We start from the raw sequence: 20,503 nt of genomic DNA on the forward strand, positions 1-20,503 counted from the left end.
CGGGACGTCTTGCGCCGCATAGGCCTTATCCCCCCGCTCTACGCACTGGCTTTGGCGGCGGCCGTCACCGCCCCTCTGGCTGCCCCCGGCTATCTGCTGATTCGCGATGCCGTCTCGACGCCGCGGTCGTATGTGACCGATACCGCACTGGGTGTCGGTGAAGCCGCCCCGCGTGCCGTCCCTCAAGACTTCTTCATTGCGGTCATGACGGTGCTGGTCGACGGTGGAGTCCTGGTCAAGATGCTTCTCGCGCTGGGATTATGGCTTGCCGGATGGGGCGCGGCACGTCTTGCCGCCCAACTGGTGCCGGCCGCGGGTATTCCGGGAGAACTAGTGGCGGCCACCATCGCCATCTGGAATCCCTATGTGGCCGAGCGGCTTCTACAAGGACACTGGAGCCTGCTGGTCGGCTATGGCTGTCTACCGTGGATCGCGCTGACCGTCATCCGGCTGCGCACGGCAACCAATCTTGGCGCTTGGTGTCCACTCGCGTTCTGGATCGCGGTGGCCGGACTCACGCCAACGGGGACGGTGTTGGCGCTGATAGTCGGGCTTGCCGCGGCAACGGATCGCCGGTCAAGGGTTGGTGTGCTGGCGATTTCGGTGCTCGCCGCGATGCCGTGGCTGGTGGCATCGGGGCTGGGAGCCGCCGTACCGGCCGGGGACGCGGCGGGGGTCCACGCGTTCGCGGCACGGGCCGAGCCGGGACTGGGCACCCTCGGCAGTCTGGCCTCATTGGGCGGCATGTGGAACGCGTCGGCGGTGCCCGCCTCACGCACGACCTTGTTCGCGCTGGTGTTCTCGGTGGTGCTGCTTATCGTGGTCGCGGTCGGTGCGGCGGTGTTGTGGCGCGCGCGCAAGGCTCTCGGATTGCTGGGCATAGCCGTTGCAGCCGTGATTATTCCGGCCCTGCTGGCGACCGGGCCCGGGTTGACACTGACCACCTGGCTCATCACCGAGGTGCCGGGGCTAGGTATCCTGCGCGACGGCCAGAAATGGGTGGCGTTGGCGATGCCCGCGTACGCAGTGGCGGGTGCCGCCGCCGTCATCGCGGTGCGCGAGCGCTCTTCGCAGTACCTTGCAGCCGGACTTGCTTGTGCGGCATTGATATTCACCCTCCCAGACTTGGCATGGGGCGTCGGCGGCCGGATGACGGCGGTGAAATATCCGTCTGGATGGAACGCTGTCGCGGCCCACATCAATGCCGATCCACATCCAGTGGCGGTGCTACCGCCGGAGACCATGCGCCAGTACCCGTGGGGGCCGTCGTCGATCCCAGTGCTGGATCCATTTCCTCGCTGGATTCGCGCCGACACGGTGAGCAGCGGCGACTTGCGTGTCGACGGGCACGATGTGCGCGGCGACGGTACTCGCGGGCGCCAGGTCGAGGAACTGCTGCGTGCCGGAGCCGCGCCGCGGGAACTAGCGGCGCACGGCGTCGGCTGGGTTGTCGTGCAGGCAGACACCCCTGGCCAACAAGCGGTTTCGTCGAAAACACTGGCACAACTCGACACGGCCTACCGCGACGGCGATATCGCGCTGTACCGGGTGCCCGGCCCGTGGAACCCCATCGCGGCACCCCCGGGCCGGCGGGCCGCCGTCATCGCGGCGCACCTGGTGTGGATCGCGTTGCTCGCGGCGGGCGGGGTCGCCGTGTTTCGCCGCCAGCACACGCGGCAGGTGGGGTCGGGTGGCACCCAGGATCCCAAGATCTGTACACCTGATTCGGACAACTGAGCCACATCCAGCGCAACCAAGAGCGGCTGCGCCACAGCCCAATTGCCCGGCACAAAGTGATCGGCCCAAGCGTGAAAGCCCGCCTATCCGATGGATGCGTCTACGGGGGGCTTGGCCGCCGACGCGGCCGCCGCGCCAGAGGTAAAGCTGTAGTCGTCCAGTTCAACCGTTCGCAGTTGGCGCGCGAACTGAGTGGCGAACCCCGGGAACATGGTGGTGTTCTTGCCGTCCTCGGTCAGATACCAGCTCTGGCAGCCCGAATTCCAGGTGGTCTTACCCAGCCGCCGCTGAATGTCTTCGTTGAACCGGTCCTGCCGGTCCTTGCGGACGTCGAGCGTCAACAGGTCCTTGGCCCGCACGATGCCGATCGCCTGTACGATGTAGTCGATCTGCGCCTCCATGTACACCAACGCGGAATTGTGCCCGGGCCCCGAGTTGGGGCCGAACGTGAAGAACAGATTCGGGTACCCCGAAACATTCACGCTCTTGTACGCGTAGGCGCCACCCGACCATTCGTCGGCAAGCTTCCTACCATCAAGCCCTGCGATGGGGAACGGGGTACCGGCCTTACACACGTCGAACCCGGTCGCGAACACAATGCAATCCACATCGTGTTCGATGCCGTCTGCCGTGCGAATCCCGTTGGGCGACAATGTCGCGATCGGCCACGTGATCAGCTTGCAGTTGTCCTTCTCCAGCGCCGCGTAGTAGTCGCTGGTCATCAACATCCGCTTGCACCCCGCACGGAAATCCGGGGTCAATTGACGGCGGACCCACGGATCGCTGATCTGTCGACGCAGGTTCGCCTTCGCGATCCATTGGATGAGCGTGGTGACCGGGGTATCCCAGACCATACCCACCGCGGCAGCCTCGTGCGTCCAGTACCAGGCCTGACGGGCCAGATTCTGAACCGCTGGACTACTACCGAAAACCCTTTGCGCCCAATCAGGATGCTGGAAGTCCAACCGCGGCAACACCCAGCCGGGCGTCCGCTGGAAGACCTTGACCCGGGCTGCCGTCTTGACCAGCTCCGGAATGATCTGTACGCCACTGGCTCCGGTACCGATCACCGCGACATGCTTACCGCTCATCTCGTAGTCATGGTCCCAGCGCGCACTGTGAATCTTGTGCCCGGTGTAGCTGTCGAGCCCACGGATATCGGGCCAGCTGACATTGGCCAGCGGTCCGGCTGCCATCACGGCGCAACGCCCGGTGAAGATCTCACCGGCGGCGGTATCGGCGGTCCACATCCCGGTGCTGTCGTCGAATGTCAGCCCGGTGACATCGACACCGAATTTGATGAAGCGTCGCAGCTGGTGTTTGTCGACCATGCGCTGGATATAGCCGAGGATCTCCGAGCCGCCCGAGTACGCCCTGGACCATTGCGGGTTCTGTTCGAAGGAATACGAGTAGAGCAGCGACGGGATATCGCAGGCTGCTCCGGGGTAGGAGTTGTCGCGCCAGGTGCCGCCGACATCGTCGCCGCGCTCCAGGATGACAAAATCCTCGATTCCCTTCTCCAGTAGGCGAATAGCAGTGCCCAGACCGGCGAAGCCCGCACCGACGATCAGTACCTCGGTCATCGCGACACCGGCTCGTAGGTCAGTTCCTGCGACCACGTCGGGGTCTTGCCCAGCACCTTGATCGGGAACAGGTCAATGGCCTTACCCATGGATTCGGAGACAAACTGGAATGGTTGGGTCTGGTTGATGGCGATACGTGCGTGGTACTTGATGAGGTGATACGCCGGCAACCTACGGGTGTTCTCGCTACGCTCGCCGACGTTCTCGTACCTCTTGATCGCGTTGTACAGCTTTTCTTCGGAAAGACCCATCGCCGAGATGTTGGTGACCATCCGGGTAAGCAGGGGCGAGTAGACCAACAGTCCCAACATCACCGACGGTTTGACGAAGGTACCGACGGTTTCGATGATGAGCTGGCGCATGGAGCTGGCCCCCAGCATGTCCAAGACTTGGAATCCCACTGCCAGATGCCGGGATTCGTCACTATTGATGTGACGGAACACCTCGTGGCATACCGGGTCGTTGACCTCGTCGAGCAGGAACTTGACCAACGCCCCGTCCAGGGCGGTCTCCAGCGAAGGAATCACCGTGCCCAACGACGCCAACGACAGGCTGTCGCTGTAACGATCGAGCCATTCGATGACAAGCCGGATGTTCTTGTTGGGCACCGGCATTTCGCCTTCTTCGATCATTCCCCAACGGCGCATGAGAGCCAGTTCGGCGTTGGCGTGCCGCTGCTCCTCGGCATGAAAGTAAGTGTAGATTTGCTTGAGATCTTCGTCGGGCGCCTTCTTGGCCAGTGCCGCGAACCCGCGCGCACCCACATTCTCGATCCACACCAGGTCGGACATGAACTCCTTGAGCGTGGGGCGTTGCTCCTCGGTGACTTGGTCAGCACCTGGTGCGTCCCAGTCGATGTCGGCCAGTGCCCACTGCTTGTCCTTGATGGTCGCAAGAATGCTGTCGAGTGCGATTGCCATCGTTCTTCCTTCCTGGTCAGTTTCCGCGCTGGCGGGAGAATCGTTCGGCGATGCCGAGTGCCTTGGTATAGGTGTCAGGGGCCAGGCGCTTGGCCTGCCACATGAACCGGGCGTCGAACTGCGGGAGCACGTAGAGCTGGCCCCTGTCATGTGCGTCGAGGCACCCACGAGCCACCGAGTCTGCCGAAACACCAGTCCATTTCATGGCGGTAGCGGCCAGACGGGCTGCGGACTCCTCGATGATGCCACTGTCTACGATGCTGGTCTTGACAAAGGTCGGGCACAGGACCGTCACGGCCACACCGGTACCGCTGAGCTCGGCGGCAAGCGTCTCCGAGAGCGCCAGTACGCCGGCCTTACTGACGTTGTAGGCCCCCATGCGCGGTGCGGCCGCGAAGCTCGCCGCCGAGGCGACGTTGATGATCCCGCCACGTCCCAGCGCCCGCAGACGCGGCGCGAAAACGTGGCTACCGTGGATGACACCCCATAGGTTCACCCCGAGTGTCTTCTGCCAATCGGCAAGCGGGGCCGCGCCGACAACCTGACCGCCCGCACCGATGCCCGCGTTGTTGATCACCAGATCACTGGGTTTCCCAAACCATTCCTCGGCGGTGTCGGCCAGGGCTTCCACCTCGTCGAACACCGATACATCACAGGCGGCCTCGATGGCACGCTCCCCGATCAGCGCGGCGGTCTCCTTCGCGCCGGGCAGGTCCACATCGGCGCACACCACCCGTCCGCCTCGGCGAGCCAGTTCCACAGCGAATGCCCGGCCGATACCGCTGGCCGCACCGGTGACCACCGCATCCACCTTGCGCGTGCGGCGCTCGCCACGCCCGAACCCCAAAAGGCTCACCACGAGGCCACCTCAGCACACTTTGGTGGCACCTGCCATAACTGACTGCACATGCCACCACTTTGACCTACGGTGCGCGCGGCTGTCAACATGGGGCGATGGCGGCATCACCGGGTTTATGGGGCGGACGTACCGCGGCGCAGCGCCGTGCTGAACGCCGAGAGCGACTGGTCGGCGCCGCCCAGGAAATCTGGATCGAACAGGGCTGGGCCGCCGTCACCATGCGGGGCGTGTGCGCCCGAACCTCATTGAACGACCGGTACTTCTATGAGGACTTCGCCGATCGCGAGGATCTGCTTGCCGCCGTCTGGGACGGCGTGCGCGACGAACTCATCGCGCAGATCTCTGCCATCGTCGCGGAGGACCCCGACCGTCCCCCACTGGACACCCTCCGCAAGACAATCACCCTTGTGGTCGAACGGGTTTCCGGCGACCCGGGTTGGGCAGACATCATCTTTGTCCGGCACGTCGGTAGCGCCGTGCTGGAGCAGCGGCGGATAGATCTGCTGCATCAAGCCACCGCGGTTCTGATCGCCGCCGCCGAACCCTATCTGGTGAAGAACATCGATCGAACCGGCTTCCGGATGGACACCCTGGTCGGCATCGGCGGGTTCAGTGAGCTGGTCAACGCTTGGCGCTCTGGGCTTCTCGACGTCAGCGCCGATGAGCTGATCGAGCACAGTACGCGGATCGGGGCCACGCTAGCTTCGCGGTATCTCGCGGCCGGCTAGACGAAATCAGGCCGGAATCTCAACCTGCGGGGCAATCTCCGGTTCGGCACCGATGATGCCCGAGATCGGAGCCCCATCCATTGCCGCCTTGAGCACGGCCGAGACGCCGGCCGCGCTGCGCCGCCATGAGAGGTCGGCACAGCGAGCTCGTGCCGCTTCACCCATGCGGTAACGAAGCTTGTTGTCTGCCAACAGAGTCGCGGTATGCCGGACAAACTCATCCTGATCACGGCACAAAAGACCCGTGATGCCATCGGTGACCGAGTCGGTGAGCCCGCCGGAGGATCGATAGCCGACCGTGGGCACTCCGTGCTGCGCGGCCTCGGTGACGGCCAGGCCCCAACCCTCCTTGCGGGACGGCATCAGGTGCACCCAGGCGCGCTGCAGCACCTGATGCTTCGATTCCTCGTCAAGGTACCCATGGAAAGTCACCGCATCGGAAACTCCAAGTCGGGCAGCATATTCCACCAGAGGATCCATCCACCAACCATCGCCGACCACATCGAGATGCACGTCGGGCACGTGGTCACGCAACACCGCCAGGGTTGTCAGCGCGTGCTCGATCTGCTTGTGCGGTACCAGCCGCGAGAGCACCACGGCACGGGGGGTCTCACTGCGCACGTTCATCGCGTCACCGGCGATGCGGGGATCGGTCTGGTCGACGCCGTTGCGCACCACCGCTATCCGGCCGGCTTCCACGCCCAGGGCCACCAGATCCGACGCGGACGGCTGCGAGACCGTCAGATACTGATTGCGCCGGTGCATCCGAGGAGACAAACGCGATTCCAGCCACCAGCCCAGCCTGCCGACGAGCGGTCCTGCCACCGGCCACTGTTCCCGATGGCAGTGGTGCACCAGCACCACCACCGGCGCGGGCGCAACCGTACTCGCGAAGAAGGGGATGCCGTTTTGCGTGTCGATAACGACGTCAGGGCGCACATCACGCAGCGCGCCCAAACCCAGACGACTGGCCAACAACGACAGCAACGCCCGTGGGTACACCGTGAAACGGCCGCCGGCCCGCGAGATATGGACCCCGTCCACCACCTCGCGGCGGGGTGCGCCCGGGTGGGCGGCACATCGCAAGGTCACCTTGACCCCGGATGCGGCCAGCTCCGCGCCAATGCGTTGCAGGTATGTCTCACTGCCGCCGCCCTGCGGATGGGCAGTGTCTCGCCAACACAGCATGAGGACCTCCCGTGGGAGGTCCTGCTGATCTGACAGTTCGCTAAACACCGTTAAGCACCCTAGGCCGTTAGGGTGGGCCTCCAGAAATTTCTGTCATTCTCAAGAGGAACCGAGCAGGACGGGAGCCCGTGCCGGATATCACCGATTTGTTTGCCCAGCGGGCTACACTTCGACGTTCCACCAGCCTGCTGACGGCTTTTCGCTTTGAGCAGAGTGCGCCAGAGCGCTTTTACGGCACGCTCGCGCAAGACACTGTTCACCTGATCACAGACCTATGGCAGCAGGCAGAAGGCGTCGCATTGCGGGGCCGCACGGTGCTGGATGTCGGCGGCGGACCGGGCTACTTCGCGTCCGCATTCGCCGATGCCGGAGCACGGTACATCGGCGTCGAACCCGATCCCCGCGAGATGCACGCAGCCCCCCAAGGACACCGCGGCATTCAAGACCCCCGCACGACATACCTGCGCGCATCCGGGATGGCGCTGCCCCTGGCCGACAACAGCGTGGACATCTGCCTGTCATCGAATGTCGCCGAACATGTACCGCAGCCCTGGCGGCTGGGCGAGGAGATGTTGCGCGTCACCCGGCCCGGCGGACTGGCGATCTTGTCGTACACCGTTTGGCTGGGCCCGTTCGGAGGCCACGAAATGGGCCTGACGCACTATTTCGGGGGTGCCCGCGCAGCTCGCTGGTACACCCGCAAGCACGGGCATCCACCCAAGAATAACTACGGGTCGTCACTTTTCCCCGTGTCGGTGCGCGACGGGCTCCGGTGGGCCCGCGACACGGGCACGCTGACGGCCGCATTTCCTCGCTACCACCCAAAATGGGCATGGTGGATCACCAAAATTCCCGCTCTGCGGGAGGTTCTGGTGAGCAATTTGGTGCTTGTCCTGCGCCCCCGCTGAATCCTGAATTGCAACAGGTTCCACTTCCCCTGACTCCCCGGTAGTGTTGCGTGCGTCACGCAACGAGGCGGACAGAAACGGAAGTCACGACACCTTGACTGAGCAGACAGCGACGCACGAGGACGTCGCACGTCCCGCGGAATCTCAACGAGATCCGGAAACCTTGCGCGGCGCCCTTACCGACTGGATATCCGGCCAGCTGCCGGCCGATGCCGCGCTCAGCGTGGATCACGCCGAACTACCGAGCGCCAACGGGATGTCCAGCGAGACGATCCTGGCCGACGCCCAATGGACCGAGAACGGCCAACGCACCGCCCATCGTCTGGTGATCAGGACCGCACCTCAGCCCGACTCGAGCCCGGTGTTCCCGAGCTACGACATGCGCCGCCAGTTCGACGTCATGGACACCCTGGGCCGTCATTCCTCCGCCGTGGTTCCGCCGGTGCGTTGGTACTGCGACGACACCGCGGTGCTCGGCGGTGAATTTTTCGTGATGGATCGGGTGGACGGCGATGTCCCCCCGGACCGCATGCCGTACACGTTCGGCTCATGGGTGACCGAAGCCTCCGAGGCCGACCGCCGCAAGATGCAACGACTCACCGTCGATCAACTCGCGCGCATCCACGCCGCACCCGTCGAGCGCTTCGCGTTCCTCAACGACGCCCGCGAGGGCGAGACCGGCCTGGACGCCCATGTGCGCCGCACCCACGAGTTCTACGAATGGGTGCGCGGCGACGGGCCGACGATCCCGTTGATCGACCGCGGCTTTGAGTGGCTGCGCGAGAACTGGCCCGAGGAGTCTCTGTCGGGCGTGGGACGCCCAATAGACGTCGTCAGCTGGGGCGACTCGCGTCCGGGCAATGTCATCTACCGTGATTTCGAACCGGTGGCGCTGCTGGACTGGGAGATGGCGAGCGTCGGGCCCCGCGAACTGGATTTGGGCTGGATCATTTTCCTGCACCGCTTCTTCCAGGATTTGGCCGAGGTCGCCACCCTGCCGGGCCTGCCGGACTTCTGCAAACGCGAGGACATCGCCGCCGAATACGCCGCCCTTACCGGGCACCACGCCGCCGACCTGGACTTCTACACCGCGTACGCGGCATTGCAGCACGCCGTCATCATGGCGCGGATCCAGATGCGCGCCATGGCCTTCGGGCAGGCGCAGATGCCGGACGACCCCGATGACCTGATCCTGCACCGGGCCACGCTGGAGAAGATGCTGAACGGTACCTACTGGGCGGGGGTCAAGGCATGAGTCTGTCCCCCTTCGACGACTACCCGATCCACCAGATCGCCGACGTGGTCCGCCATGTCGGCACCTCGGACCGGAACTTCTACGACCGCTACTACTTTGGCTGTCACGGTGGCCGTGCCGACCTGCCGTATCTGATCACCGGGCTGGGCGTCTATCCGAACTTGGGTGTCACCGACGCCTTTGCATCGGTGCGCAATGGCGACGACATCGTGGTGTTCCGGGCCTCTCGTGCGCTGGGCGACGACCGCGCCGATCTGACTGTCGGGCCGTACCGGATCGAGGTCGTCGAGGGCCTCAAGAAGGTGCGGGTCATCCTGGAGCCGGGCTGGCACGATGCCACCTACGACATCAGCTTTGATCTCACCTACACCGGCGAAATACCGGCGTCCCTGGAGCCCGGTCATTACCAGCGCCAGCTCGGTCGTGTCATGTTCGACACCTCCCGGTTTGCCCAAACAGGTACCTGGACAGGGCAACTGACGATCGACGGCACCACCCACGAGCTGGACGGCGTCAACTGGTCGGGTAACCGCGATCGATCCTGGGGTATCCGCCCTGTCGGTGAGGGTGAGCCCGCCGGGCGGCGTGCCACGCTGGCCGGCGGCTTCTTCTGGCTCTACAACGTGATCTCGTTCCCCCAGTACTCGATCGTGTTCATCAATCAGGAGGATGAGCACGGCAACAAGGTGGTCAGCGGCGCGCGGCGAGTGTGGCGCGATCCGTCGAAGGGGATCGAGGAGCTCGGCCCCATCGCACACGACATCACCCTGATCCCCGGCACGCGCGAAGCGCGTTCGGCGGTGGTCACGTTGGGCGACATCACCATAACGGCCGACATCGTGCTGCCGCACTATTTCGGCTTCGGCACCGGATACGGCCTGGATCCGGACTGGCGCCACGGCATGTGGCAGGGCGACCTCGTCGTGCAGGGCAAGCGCTACAAGACCGCCGAGCTAGACGCGACGCTCAAACTGCTGTGCCCCGTAGACAATCTCGCAACGTTCCGGCTCATCGAGAACGGCGTCGAGACCCACGGCAGTGGACTGTTCGAGTTCGGGCCGATAGGCCCGCATAAACCCTCCGGCTTCACCGGATTCGTTGATACACATCAGGAAAGAGACAGCGATTCATGACGAACTACGACAAACTCTTCATCGGTGGCGTTTGGACCGAGCCCGCCACCGACCAGGTGATCGAGGTCATCTCGCCCGCCACCGGCCAAAAGGTGGGCCAGTGTCCGCTGGCCTCCCCGGCCGACGTCGACGCCGCCGTGAGCGCCGCCCGCCGTGCGTTCGACAACGGCCCGTGGCCCAGACTGACCCCGCACGAGCGTCAGGCCGTGCTGCAGAAGGCGGTGTCGCTGCTCGAATCTCGCAAGGACGAGATCTGCAAGGCCATCGCCGACGAAACCGGCGCTCCCCCGATGGTTATCGAGACACTGCAGTGGATGGGTGGCTTTGGCGCCATTCAGTACTACGCCAACGCCGCGGATGCGGTGAAGTGGAAGGAACTGCGCAACGGCGCCTACGGCCAGACACTGGTAACCCGCGAACCCGCCGGTGTGGTGGCGGCCATCGCGGCCTGGAATGTGCCGCTGTTCCTGGCGCTCAACAAGATCGGTCCCGCGTTCCTCGCCGGGTGCGCCGTGGTGCTCAAGCCCGCCGCCGAAACACCGCTGTCCAGCTTCATCCTGGCGGAGGTGTTCGCCGAGGCGGGTGTGCCCGAGGGCGTGCTGTCGGTGGTACCTGGCGGCGCCGAGACGGGCCGGGCACTGACCAATAACCCCGACGTCGACGTGTTCAGCTTCACCGGCAGCACCGCCGTCGGCAAGGAGATTGCCGAGATCGCCGCGAAGAACCTCAAAAAGGTAACGCTGGAGCTGGGCGGCAAGTCCGCTGCCATCGTGCTGGAGGACGCGGACCTGGCGGCCGCGCTGCCGATGCTGGTGTTCTCCGGGCTGATGAACGCCGGCCAGGGCTGCGTCAACCAGACCCGCGTACTGGCGCCACGGTCACGGTACGACGAGGTGGTCGACGGCATCGTCGGCATGGTTTCGCTGATGGGCGTCGGATTGCCCGACGATCCGGCCACCCAGGTCGGTCCGCTGATCACAGAGAAGCAGCGCACTCGGGTCGAGGGCTACATCGCCAAGGGCATCGCAGAGGGTGCGCGACTGGCCTACGGCGGCAAGCGCCCCGAGGGCTTGGATGGCGGATACTTTGTGCAGCCCACGATTTTTGCCGATGTCGACAACTCGATGACCATCGCACAAGAGGAAATCTTCGGCCCGGTGTTGTCGATCATCGCCTACGACTCGGTGGACGAGGCGGTCAAGATCGCCAATGACTCGAATTACGGGCTGGCGGGCAGTGTGTGGACCACCGATGTGCAGAAGGGCCTGGAGGTCGCCGCGCAGATCCGCACCGGCACCTACGGCATCAACTGGTATGCCTTCGATCCGAGCTGCCCGTTCGGCGGCTACAAGCAGTCGGGTATCGGCCGCGAGAACGGGCCCGAGGGCATCGAGGAGTACTGCGAGCTCAAGAGCGTACTGCTGCCGATGGGTTACACCCTCGAATCGATTTAGCCATCGAGTGCGAGCCTCGCGCGGAAATCTCGCCTGAAAACCGCGTGAGGCTCGCACTCGACGCTAGGGTTCGGCTGTGTCCACCACAGCCGAGGCCGACGCTGCTCCATCGGGTCTGCGCAAGGTCGTCGCGGCCTCGATGGCCGGCACCGTCGTCGAGTGGTACGAGTTCTTTCTCTACGCCACCGCCGCGACACTCGTCTTCAACAAGGTCTTCTTCCCCGCTGTGCAGGCCGGGGGAAACGACCTCGACAACATCATCAAGGCATTTCTCACCTACGCGGTCGGTTTCGTCGCCCGCCCCATCGGCGGAATCGTTTTCGGGCACTTCGGGGATCGGTACGGGCGCAAGCACCTCCTGCAGATCGCGATCGTGCTGGTTGGCGTCGCCACCTTCCTGATGGGCTGTCTGCCGACCTTTGCCCAGGTCGGCTATGCCGCACCGATGCTGTTGGTGGGCCTGCGGTTCCTACAGGGTTTCGCGGTGGGTGGGGAATGGGGCGGTGCGGTGCTGTTGGTGGCCGAGCACTCCCCCGACTCGCAACGCGGGTTCTGGGCGAGCTGGCCGCAGGCGGCGGTGCCGTTGGGCAACCTGCTGGCCACTCTGGTGCTGCTCACCTTGTCCTGGACGCTCTCCGATTCTGCGTTCATGGCCTGGGGCTGGCGGGTGGGCTTCTGGCTGTCGGTGATCATCGTGGCAATCGGGTACTACATCCGCACCCGCATATCCGACGCGCCTATCTTCCACGAGGCCCGCAAGGAGATCGAGCGGAACAAAGCCAGCTCCTATGGCGTCATCGAGGTGTTCCGCCGGTATCCACGCGGGGTATTCACTGCCATGGGTCTGCGGGTGGCAGAGAACATCCTCTACTACATGGTGGTCACCTTCTCCATCACGTATCTCAAGACCCAGCTGCACATGGATACCCGGCGAATCCTGTTACTGCTGCTGATTGCTCACGTGGTTCAGGCGATCGCCCTACCGATCGTGGGCCGCTACACCGATATTGCGGGGCGGCGGGCACCGTACGCGCTGGGGGCGCTGCTGTCCGCGGGCTGGGGCTTTATCGCCTTCCCGATGTTCAATACCCGGAACGAGTGGGTGATCTTGACGGCCATCGTGATCGGGCTGCTGGTGCACTCACTGATGTTCGCGGGACAGCCGGCGATCATGGCAGAGATGTTCCCCACCCGGATGCGCTATTCCGGAGTGTCGGTGGGCTATCAAGTGACCTCGATCTTCGCCGGGTCGCTGGCTCCGGTCATCGGCACCGCCCTGCTCGGCAGGTACCACAGTTGGGTGCCGGTCGCGGTCTATCTGGCGGCCGTCGCCCCCATCACACTGTTCGCGGTGTGGTCGCTGCCGGAAACCAGAGGCAGCTCGCTACATGAGCTCGATGCCGCCGACAGGGCGCGCACCTAACGCTAGGTTGGTCTGATGGCGACCTATGGCTGGATCGGTTTGGGAAACATGGGCGGCCCGATGGCCGCCAATCTGGTGGCGGCCGGGCACACCGTGCGTGGTTTCGACCTCTCGGGTGACGCACTGGCCGCGGCGGAGACGACGGGCGTCACCGTGGTGGAGGAGATCGCCGAAGTGCTGGCCGGCGCCGAGGTCGTGTTCACGATGCTGCCCAAGGGCGAGCACGTCCGCTCGGTGTTCGAAGGCCCCTACGGAATCTGGGAAAACGCCTCGCCGTCAACACTTCTGGTGGACAGTTCCACCGTCGACATCGAAACCTCGCGATACTGTCACGCCGAATCGGCGCGCCGGGGTTTCCGATTCGTCGATGCCCCGGTGTCCGGCGGGATCAGTGGCGCGCGGGCCGCCACGCTGTGCTTCATGCTCGGCGGCGAACTGGAAAATGTGGGCGCAGCAACCGATTACATCAAGCCGATGGCTGGGCGTGTCATTCATGCGGGTGACGGCGGAGCCGGTGTGGCCGCCAAGATCTGCAACAACATGATGCTGTTCATCGACATGATGGCCAACTCCGAGGGTTCCCAGCTGGCCGAACGTCTGGGCTTGGACCCCCAGGTGTTCTGGGAAATCTGTTCGGTGTCATCGGCCCGTTCCTGGGCCCAGCAGACCTGGTACCCGGTACCGGGCATCATCGAATCCGCCGCCGCCAACCGCAATTTCGACGCCACCTTCACCGTCGATCTGGCGCACAAGGACGCCCGCCTGGCACTGGCCGCCGGGGAGGCCACCGGAGTCAATCTGCCCGCCGCGACATTGGTCACCGAGCAGTTCCAGCAGCTCATCGACGAAGGGCTTGGCGGCAAGGACTGCTCGCTGATCGTCAAGTATGCAACGCCTGACGGGTCGCCACGCGGCTACACGCCCTAACGGGGCCCGAATTCCTGGTAGATATCGGGAAGGAATGTGGCCAGATGGTTGAATTCGGTTTGATCGTGGACGAGCTGTTCATACGCCTGCCGTTCCCCGCTGAATCCGGGCACCGTGGTCAACTGCGCGATGCCGGCTACCGGATCGTGCCGAGGCTCGGCGCGATCCGCGATCCAGTAGCGCGACCGCAGTTCAAAGCCGTCATCGGTGATCCGGGCCAGGTGCACCATGGTGGCCAGCCGCATATGCGAACCCTTCATCAGGACGCTCCCGCAAGCGTGCGCGCCGATCCCGGCGGCCGCGAACCCATCGGCGTCAAAACCCCACCGCGCCGGGTCAATGAAGGTGATCTCGATGTCCAGCGGATCCTGCCCGATGTACTCGTTGATGTGGTGCGTGGACCCGACATAACGCTGTTCATCAGTGAGATTGGGCGCGGTCTCGGTTTCCGGGTCTGTGCGCCAGATATCGGCGTGGCACCAGGGGTGCCACAGTGAATAGCGTTCAGGTTCAAAGGAATGCCACCAGAACCACCAGCGAAACATCTCCGGCGTGGCCCCGGGGAATCGCACCAGGCTCGACGTGTAGCCCGCCCCGTCCGGCAGCCCGCAGTACCCTGTCTCGCCCTCCAGGTAGCCCGGTTCCAACAAACGGTTGAGTTCGGTGCTCGAGGTACCCAGCACCTGCTCGGGCTCGAGCGGAGCCTTCAACGCCGCAAACACCTCCTCGGGCACGGCGACGTCCGGATTGAAGTAGTGCGCGTACGGTTTGTGCCGGATCCGCTCGGCATTGCTTCTGACCAACCGCTGGGTGTCAACGGGATAGTAGGTGATGGGGTGCACAGCGTGTCTCCTTGTCTTTGCCTGCTGCATGTCTTGCCGGTTAGATGCCGTCCCAGCTGGTCGGTCCGGCATCGAGATCAATCTCGAGCGTTTCCAGTAGCCGGGCGGTCAACATGTAATGGCCCACCAACAAGATGACTGTGGCCAACCCCTGTTCGCCCAGTGCCCGCAACGCGGCGTCGAAGGTCACCGTCGCCTTCGGCGAGGCGACCAGCTCGTCGACAAAACTCAGGATCGCCCTCTCGTTGGGGGCCAGCTCATCGAATCGGCCCGAGTCGACCGCGGCGATCTCCGCGTCGCTAAGACCAACGGATCGCGCGATGCCGAGGTGCTGCATCCGTTCGTATGCGCTACCGCTGAGTGTGCCGACCCGCAGGATCACCATCTCCCGAATCCCGCGATCCAGTGGCGATGCCGACAGCGCGCCGCCCAGATCCAAGTAGCCGTCGGCGATCTCGGGTGTCGCCCGCAGCAGTCCCAATACCAAATTCGCCGGAAACCGTTGGTATACCGCTTGTTCTAATCCCGACAGGGTCGCGGGATCGGCGAGTGGGATACGTGCCATGGTGTGCGCCTCCTTATTCTTTCTAGCCCACCGGGCCGGTATTGCGAGGGTGAAGCAGGCGAACAAGGTGACCCTCGAGCCTGTTGTTCATCTCCGCGATATCCGCTGGGCTCCAGCGCCGGAACCCCTCGCCCGTTTTGCACCCGAGCATCCCCCGGGCCACCTTGTCGACCAGCACCGGATTGGGGCCGCCTTGACAATCGAGTGCCGGTACCACCACCCGGTGGATATCCAAGGTCAGATCGAGCCCGACCAGATCTGCGTTCTCCAACGGCCCCAGCACGGCAAGCCGCAACCCGAAGCTGTTCTTGACCACGTCGTCCACCGTTGTCGCGTCACACACCCCCTCCTGGACCAGCGCGATCGCTTCGCGCCAGAGCGCATGTTGCAGCCGGTTCCCCACAAAGCCGGGCACCTCCTTGCGCACGTGCATGGGCTTCTTCCCTATGGCGGCGAGTAACTTCATTGTCCGAGAGACGGTCTCGACTGACGTACCCGTTGCCTGAACCACTTCCACCAGCGGGATGAGCGGGGCGGGATTCCACCAGTGCGTGCCCACAATCCGATCTATTGCGGGCGAGCCCGCCGCGATCTCCGAGATGGGGATCACCGAAGTGTTGGAGGCCAAGATGGCATCGTGAGGTGCCGCCGCGGCAATTCCTGCGAGCACCTCGCGTTTGAGCTCGAGCTTCTCGCCGACGGCCTCGGTCACGAAGCAGGCGTCGGCGACCGCGGCCGACAGGTCATCCGTGATGATGATCCGATCTGCCACCGCCACATCCAGTTCCGCACAAGCAAGGCTCTCCCGCACGCGATCCACGACCGAGGTTCGTACCTGTTCGTTTACCTCGTAGACGAACACCGTGAAGCCTGCCAACGCGAATACTTGGCTGATGCCGGCTCCCATGCGTCCTCCGCCGACGACGCAAACCGGCCTGATGTCGTTTGTCATCCGGCTGTGTACCCCCCATCCGGGTAGACGACGTGACCGGTGAGGAAATCTGACGCCGGTGCGCTCAGGAACAGAATGGGTCCGGCAAGATCCTCGGGTTCACCGAGACGCCCCAACGGGATACGCGACAGGAAGTTCTCCCTAGTAGCTTGAGCAGCAGGCTCATCGGTGAACATCCAGCTTGTCAACGGGCTGCGGAACACCGTGGGCGCCAAGCCATTCACGGTGATCCCATACCTGCCCCATTCGCACCCGAATGAACGGACCAGTCCGTCCACAGCGGCCTTGGACGCACAGTACGCGGTGTACCCCGCGGGATGGCCCAGCTTTCCCCGGGCCGACGAGGTCAGGATGATCTTGCCGCCGCGGCCACGTTCGATCATGGCTCGCCCTGCCGAGCGGACCGCCAACCAGGTACTCGTCACATTCGCGTCCAGCACCGCCTCAAATCGCGCCGGCTGCATGTCCACCGCGGGTGCCACCTCGTTGACACCGGACGCAACCACCAGGATGTCCACGCCACCGAAGGCTTCGATCGTCTCCTTGACGATCGCGTCGCTGGCTGATTCGGAATCTGGCCTTCGCGCGATGGGCACGATACATCCGGGAGCCGCGGCCAATTCATCGCGGAGGTCGCTCAGCGCGTCCTCTCGCGAACCACATATCGCCACATTTGCGCCGGCACCGGCCAGCGCACGGCTAGCTATCTGTCCTAACGAACCCGTCGCCCCAATGACGATTGCGGACTTTCCTGCTATATCGAACAACGCTCGTGGGTCGTCAAACATGGTGGGACTCTCTCTCGGAACCGGTGGCGAAAGTGATGACGAGCATGGTTGCCACCTCATGGCTCAGATTGGCGATCGCGCGCATCTCACCCGGTTCGATGAGACAGCTGTCGAACATCCTCAGTACCTCTTCGGTGCCCCCGGAGAGGGAAACTCGCACGCTTCCCGAGAGCACCACGTAGATCTTTTCCGAATCTGAGACGTCCATTTCAGCCCCACCACCAGGCAGGAACCTAGACAAGCCGATACGCGCGCGGGCCGACGGAGAGCCCTGCAGACGAAGTGCGTGCATATCGAAATGCTTGGGCGCCTCATACAGGACAGCGTCCTCAAACTTGGTGACCTTCATGGGATCAGCCAGCAGTTCCGGTTTCGATCCGATACTCGCCGGTCGGGTCGGTGATGGCGACCAACCGCACGATGCAGCCGTCGCCCTTCTTCCAACGCCACGGGAAGGCCGCGAAGGTGACGCGCTTGCCGGTGACCTTGTCGATGTCACCGCCGACGTTCTCGAAGCCCAAAATGCCGTTGGACAAGATCGCGTTGTGGCACGGTTCCCAATACGGGAAGTCCTCGATCACCTTCCGGCCCGTCAGCTGCTCATATTCGAGATTGACTTGTGGGATAAGGCCATTCGGAGCACCGGTGCCGTGCGGACCGATCGCGGTACCCAGCGGGTGGTCGAGAGCCTGGGTGTCGGAGCCGACCATCTTCACCTTGCGTTCGACGAACCACTCCCCGGCATCCTTGTAGAAGCCAGGAGCGTAGGCGTAGTAGTGACGGTTGTCTCCGTAATAGCGGTGCCAGCCCGTGTTCACGATGACGATGTCGCCCTCACGGATCTGTGGGCGTGCGTTTTCCAGGTCCTCGGCGGTGATGACTTCCCACTTCTTTTTCGGGATCGACACGACCACCCCGGTGCCGAAGAAGTTGGGCAGCGGCACCTCTTCGAGGAACGGCGTGCCCGGAACGACATGCGCGGGCGCGTCGATGTGGGTTCCGGAATGCATCACCGTGGTGATCTTCTGCGTCAGTACCCCGGATCTGGCCATGTTGTGGAGCCGCTCGATCTTGACGTCCTCGAAATAGGGCCAACACGGCGTCCCCAAACCCCACGGATGACTCAAGTCATAGAACTGAAGCCCCATGGCGTTCTTGTCATTTGACTCGGTAAACTTGCACAGATCTTCATTTCGCCAATCGGCGTCTTCCCAACCGGGCATCTCGATTCACTCCTTCATCTGTTGTATTGCCGAAATTCGGGCTGCGAGTTCGCGCTATGCTGTTGCATCGCAACGATGTACGGCCGTCTAGCGGCGGCGTGGTCGGGGGAATGAGGTGATCCGGCATGTCCGTTCTGACTCGCGCGGCACAGATTCTTGACGCACTCGCCGAATCCAATTCGGGACTCTCCGTACGTGAGCTGGCCGAGGCCACCGGGCTGCCGAAGTCCTCGGTGCACCGCATCGTCCAAGAACTCACCGTGAGTCAGTACGTCATGGCCGGCGGTCGCGGCGGGAGCTACCAACTGGGCCCCGGCCTGCTCAAGCTGGGGCTGAACAACCGCCGGCAGTTCGTGGCACCCATGCGCAAAGCCATCGCCACCGTGGCTCGCGAAGTCAACGAAAATATCGATCTGGCAATGCTCAGCGGCGGAGAGCTGGTGATCATCGAACAGATTGCGACGGTCAGGAACCTCCCAACGGTGACTGTGGTCGGCAGGACATTCGCCCTGCACGCGAGTTCCATCGGTAAGGCGTTGCTGTCGCAGCTTCCACCGGATCAGGTGCGGAATATGCTGCCCGCCGACCTGGAAGTGTTCACCACGAACACCATTACCGATGTCACTGCCCTGTTGCGCGAGCTGGACGACGTGCGCAGCACCGGAGTGGCATTCGACCACGAAGAGCACGATGTCGGGATCAGCTCCGTGGCCGTTCCCTTGCCGCATCCCGCGGCGATCCCACAGGCCATGGCCATCGTGGCGCCGACACCTCGCTTCGCCCAGCGAAAGACCAAATATGTTGCGGCCCTGGACTCCCTGACCAAGCGCGCCAACTCCACGTAAGCCGGCGACCGACTTCCGTAACAATCTTTCGCATTGGCGCATGCACCGAGGCTATGGCCGCCAGTCAGCATCCCCACAGAAATTGTCCCGTATTACGGGACAGTCAAGGACCAGGCCCCGCCACCCCGCACAGGTTCTAGGGGTTCAGATCCGTCGTATCTCCGTGTAATTGCCGCAAAAACCGGTTATACGAAGCCAATTCGTCCTCCTGTCGGGCATTGTCGGCTTCCCGCTCCTCGGTCTCCGCCTGCTCCTCGCGCCGCCACCTGACGGCGAAGATCAACGTGGTGGCCAGCGCTATCGGTTCGCCGTACGACCATGCCAGGGCGCCCGCCACCGCCTGGTCCCGCACCGGGTCAACGGACCATTGCGCGGGCGGGTTGGCAAAGATCCCGATCAACGGCCTAGGCGCCATCATCAGGACAACACCGATGAACACGTGCAGTGGCATCTCCACGAAGATGTCGAACATTCGGCCAAGGTTGGTCTGCCGGATCGGCAAGGGGTCGGTGGACAAGATCGGAATCACAAACAGCAGACCCGTGGCCAGGAAAAAGACTTCTAATGTGGTGTGCCCCAACCACGTAGCGGCGATGGTGTCGAACAGCTGCGATAGATACAGACCGTAGTAGCTGAATAGGAACAACGGAATGGTGACCGCCGGGTGCAGCAACAACGCACCGGCACGGCTGCGCAGGCCGGCCAAGGCCGCAGCCAGCACCCATCTGCCCGAGCCATGATGTGGAGTCGATCGCAACAACAAACGCCCCGGTGAGCCCAGCACCAGCAGCGGTGGCACCAGGATCGACAACGTCAGTTGCTGAAACATGAACGCGCTGAACAGGCGGAACCCGTAACGCTCGATCGACAACCCCATGACCGCACCCAGGATCGCGCACCCAGACAGAAAGCACACCGTCGACCACCACGGCCAGCTTCGCCCCATCCTGCGCAGCCGCAGCACGCTCAGTACATACCAACCGGCCAGCAGAACCGCGATAACCGGCAGTACCGGGATGGTCGGCGGGTTCCATTCCAGCAGGGACCAGGCGGACGGCGGTTCGTCCGGAATGCTGGTTAACCCGCGAGAAGAATCCTCGTTCATTGATTGCATTATGCGCATATTTGAATGATCAGGCCACTGCGGCACCCAACCCGGGCGTTCACCTGCAA

The 20,503-nt window shown here is 63.7% G+C and carries 20 protein-coding genes; 9 read left to right on the forward strand and 11 right to left on the reverse strand.

Features of this window, described 5'->3' with window-relative positions; translation table 11 throughout:
* The first annotated feature begins 9 nt into the window (after positions 1–9).
* On the forward strand, positions 10–1,737 hold the full coding sequence (locus tag MAB_RS22660) for an MmpA family trehalose lipid delivery protein (protein WP_012296764.1): 1,728 nt from the start codon (positions 10–12) through the stop codon (positions 1,735–1,737).
* A gap of 83 nt (positions 1,738–1,820) precedes the next feature.
* On the opposite strand, the gene MAB_RS22665 is transcribed toward MAB_RS22660, so the two are convergent.
* Genes MAB_RS22665 through MAB_RS22675 form a run of 3 tightly spaced genes read right to left on the reverse strand, consistent with a single transcriptional unit; the run spans position 1,821 to position 5,096 of the window.
* Positions 1,821–3,320: a flavin-containing monooxygenase gene (locus MAB_RS22665; RefSeq protein ID WP_005095417.1), complete on the reverse strand. Its 1,500-nt coding sequence runs from the start codon at positions 3,318–3,320 to the stop codon at positions 1,821–1,823.
* Entirely contained in the window at positions 3,317–4,240 is a 924-nt protein-coding gene (locus MAB_RS22670) for a ferritin family protein (RefSeq protein ID WP_005095418.1), read from the reverse strand. Before MAB_RS22670 ends, MAB_RS22665 begins: the two co-directional genes overlap by 4 nt.
* A 16-nt stretch (positions 4,241–4,256) precedes the next feature.
* Positions 4,257–5,096 (reverse strand): SDR family NAD(P)-dependent oxidoreductase, encoded by an 840-nt coding sequence (locus MAB_RS22675; RefSeq protein WP_005095420.1) that lies wholly within the window; start codon positions 5,094–5,096, stop codon positions 4,257–4,259.
* Between the two features lie 98 nt (positions 5,097–5,194).
* Here MAB_RS22675 and MAB_RS22680 point away from each other — a divergent pair, with 98 nt between their 5' ends.
* On the forward strand, positions 5,195–5,827 hold the full coding sequence (locus MAB_RS22680) for a TetR/AcrR family transcriptional regulator (RefSeq protein ID WP_005095422.1): 633 nt from the start codon (positions 5,195–5,197) through the stop codon (positions 5,825–5,827).
* Between the two features lie 6 nt (positions 5,828–5,833).
* Here the strand turns inward: MAB_RS22680 and MAB_RS22685 are convergent, their stop codons facing one another.
* Positions 5,834–7,063, reverse strand: a complete 1,230-nt coding sequence (locus tag MAB_RS22685) for a glycosyltransferase family 4 protein (RefSeq protein ID WP_012296766.1) — start codon at positions 7,061–7,063, stop codon at positions 5,834–5,836.
* An 80-nt stretch (positions 7,064–7,143) separates the two neighbouring features.
* Here MAB_RS22685 and MAB_RS22690 point away from each other — a divergent pair, with 80 nt between their 5' ends.
* From MAB_RS22690 to mmsB, 6 genes are all read left to right on the forward strand, one after another.
* Entirely contained in the window at positions 7,144–7,923 is a 780-nt protein-coding gene (locus MAB_RS22690) for a class I SAM-dependent methyltransferase (protein WP_005079865.1), read from the forward strand.
* 43 nt (positions 7,924–7,966) lie between these two features.
* Positions 7,967–9,178, forward strand: coding sequence for a phosphotransferase family protein (locus MAB_RS22695; protein ID WP_005079864.1), 1,212 nt, complete (start codon positions 7,967–7,969; stop codon positions 9,176–9,178).
* Positions 9,175–10,311, forward strand: a complete 1,137-nt coding sequence (locus MAB_RS22700) for an Rv3169 family protein (RefSeq protein ID WP_005112423.1) — start codon at positions 9,175–9,177, stop codon at positions 10,309–10,311. Before MAB_RS22695 ends, MAB_RS22700 begins: the two co-directional genes overlap by 4 nt.
* The gene (locus tag MAB_RS22705; protein ID WP_005079861.1) at positions 10,308–11,765 is read left to right on the forward strand and encodes an aldehyde dehydrogenase; all 1,458 of its coding nucleotides are present in this window, start codon (positions 10,308–10,310) and stop codon (positions 11,763–11,765) included. The genes MAB_RS22700 and MAB_RS22705 overlap by 4 nt, the downstream gene beginning before the upstream one ends.
* A 76-nt stretch (positions 11,766–11,841) precedes the next feature.
* Entirely contained in the window at positions 11,842–13,188 is a 1,347-nt protein-coding gene (locus tag MAB_RS22710) for an MFS transporter (RefSeq protein WP_005089500.1), read from the forward strand.
* A 15-nt stretch (positions 13,189–13,203) separates the two neighbouring features.
* On the forward strand, positions 13,204–14,115 hold the full coding sequence (gene mmsB / locus MAB_RS22715; RefSeq protein WP_005112425.1) for a 3-hydroxyisobutyrate dehydrogenase: 912 nt from the start codon (positions 13,204–13,206) through the stop codon (positions 14,113–14,115).
* Here mmsB and phlG read toward each other — a convergent pair.
* The 6 genes from phlG to MAB_RS22745 are packed head-to-tail and all read right to left on the reverse strand — an operon-like array spanning position 14,112 to position 18,410.
* A complete protein-coding gene (gene phlG, locus MAB_RS22720) occupies positions 14,112–14,957 on the reverse strand; it encodes a phloretin hydrolase (RefSeq protein WP_005112428.1) in 846 nt (281 codons plus the stop codon). The two genes, mmsB and phlG, sit on opposite strands and share 4 nt — an antisense overlap.
* Positions 14,958–14,997: 40 nt before the next feature.
* Positions 14,998–15,522 carry a carboxymuconolactone decarboxylase family protein gene (locus MAB_RS22725; protein WP_005112429.1) on the reverse strand — a complete coding sequence of 175 codons (525 nt, stop codon included), beginning with the start codon at positions 15,520–15,522 and terminating at the stop codon, positions 14,998–15,000.
* Between the two features lie 22 nt (positions 15,523–15,544).
* Positions 15,545–16,474, reverse strand: coding sequence for a 3-hydroxyacyl-CoA dehydrogenase family protein (locus tag MAB_RS22730; RefSeq protein ID WP_005133519.1), 930 nt, complete (start codon positions 16,472–16,474; stop codon positions 15,545–15,547).
* A complete protein-coding gene (locus tag MAB_RS22735) occupies positions 16,471–17,262 on the reverse strand; it encodes an SDR family NAD(P)-dependent oxidoreductase (protein WP_005114771.1) in 792 nt (263 codons plus the stop codon). The genes MAB_RS22730 and MAB_RS22735 overlap by 4 nt, the downstream gene beginning before the upstream one ends.
* Positions 17,255–17,611 (reverse strand): cupin domain-containing protein, encoded by a 357-nt coding sequence (locus tag MAB_RS22740; RefSeq protein WP_005112436.1) that lies wholly within the window; start codon positions 17,609–17,611, stop codon positions 17,255–17,257. The genes MAB_RS22735 and MAB_RS22740 overlap by 8 nt, the downstream gene beginning before the upstream one ends.
* Before the next feature lie 4 nt (positions 17,612–17,615).
* A complete protein-coding gene (locus tag MAB_RS22745; RefSeq protein WP_012296767.1) occupies positions 17,616–18,410 on the reverse strand; it encodes a cyclase family protein in 795 nt (264 codons plus the stop codon).
* A gap of 200 nt (positions 18,411–18,610) precedes the next feature.
* Here MAB_RS22745 and MAB_RS22750 point away from each other — a divergent pair, with 200 nt between their 5' ends.
* A complete protein-coding gene (locus MAB_RS22750; RefSeq protein ID WP_005112441.1) occupies positions 18,611–19,330 on the forward strand; it encodes an IclR family transcriptional regulator in 720 nt (239 codons plus the stop codon).
* 136 nt (positions 19,331–19,466) lie between these two features.
* Here MAB_RS22750 and MAB_RS22755 read toward each other — a convergent pair whose 3' ends face one another.
* Positions 19,467–20,435: a cytochrome c oxidase assembly protein gene (locus MAB_RS22755; protein ID WP_005112443.1), complete on the reverse strand. Its 969-nt coding sequence runs from the start codon at positions 20,433–20,435 to the stop codon at positions 19,467–19,469.
* Positions 20,436–20,503 lie beyond the last annotated feature (68 nt).

Source organism: Mycobacteroides abscessus ATCC 19977 (assembly GCF_000069185.1).
Classification (GTDB): Bacteria; Actinomycetota; Actinomycetes; order Mycobacteriales; family Mycobacteriaceae; genus Mycobacterium; species Mycobacterium abscessus.

Excerpts from the sequence above, each read along its gene's own strand:
- MAB_RS22705 (WP_005079861.1), top strand. The coding sequence starts at position 10,308 with ATGACGAACTACGACAAACTCTTCATCGGTGGCGTTTGGACCGAGCCC.
- MAB_RS22740 (WP_005112436.1), bottom strand. The coding sequence starts at position 17,611 with ATGAAGGTCACCAAGTTTGAGGACGCTGTCCTGTATGAGGCGCCCAAG.
- MAB_RS22745 (WP_012296767.1), bottom strand. The coding sequence starts at position 18,410 with ATGGGGCTTCAGTTCTATGACTTGAGTCATCCGTGGGGTTTGGGGACG.
- MAB_RS22755 (WP_005112443.1), bottom strand. The coding sequence starts at position 20,435 with ATGAACGAGGATTCTTCTCGCGGGTTAACCAGCATTCCGGACGAACCG.
- mmsB (WP_005112425.1), top strand. The coding sequence starts at position 13,204 with ATGGCGACCTATGGCTGGATCGGTTTGGGAAACATGGGCGGCCCGATG.
- MAB_RS22725 (WP_005112429.1), bottom strand. The coding sequence starts at position 15,522 with ATGGCACGTATCCCACTCGCCGATCCCGCGACCCTGTCGGGATTAGAA.
- MAB_RS22670 (WP_005095418.1), bottom strand. The coding sequence starts at position 4,240 with ATGGCAATCGCACTCGACAGCATTCTTGCGACCATCAAGGACAAGCAG.
- MAB_RS22680 (WP_005095422.1), top strand. The coding sequence starts at position 5,195 with ATGGCGGCATCACCGGGTTTATGGGGCGGACGTACCGCGGCGCAGCGC.
- MAB_RS22665 (WP_005095417.1), bottom strand. The coding sequence starts at position 3,320 with ATGACCGAGGTACTGATCGTCGGTGCGGGCTTCGCCGGTCTGGGCACT.
- MAB_RS22730 (WP_005133519.1), bottom strand. The coding sequence starts at position 16,474 with ATGACAAACGACATCAGGCCGGTTTGCGTCGTCGGCGGAGGACGCATG.
- MAB_RS22735 (WP_005114771.1), bottom strand. The coding sequence starts at position 17,262 with ATGTTTGACGACCCACGAGCGTTGTTCGATATAGCAGGAAAGTCCGCA.
- MAB_RS22700 (WP_005112423.1), top strand. The coding sequence starts at position 9,175 with ATGAGTCTGTCCCCCTTCGACGACTACCCGATCCACCAGATCGCCGAC.
- MAB_RS22750 (WP_005112441.1), top strand. The coding sequence starts at position 18,611 with ATGTCCGTTCTGACTCGCGCGGCACAGATTCTTGACGCACTCGCCGAA.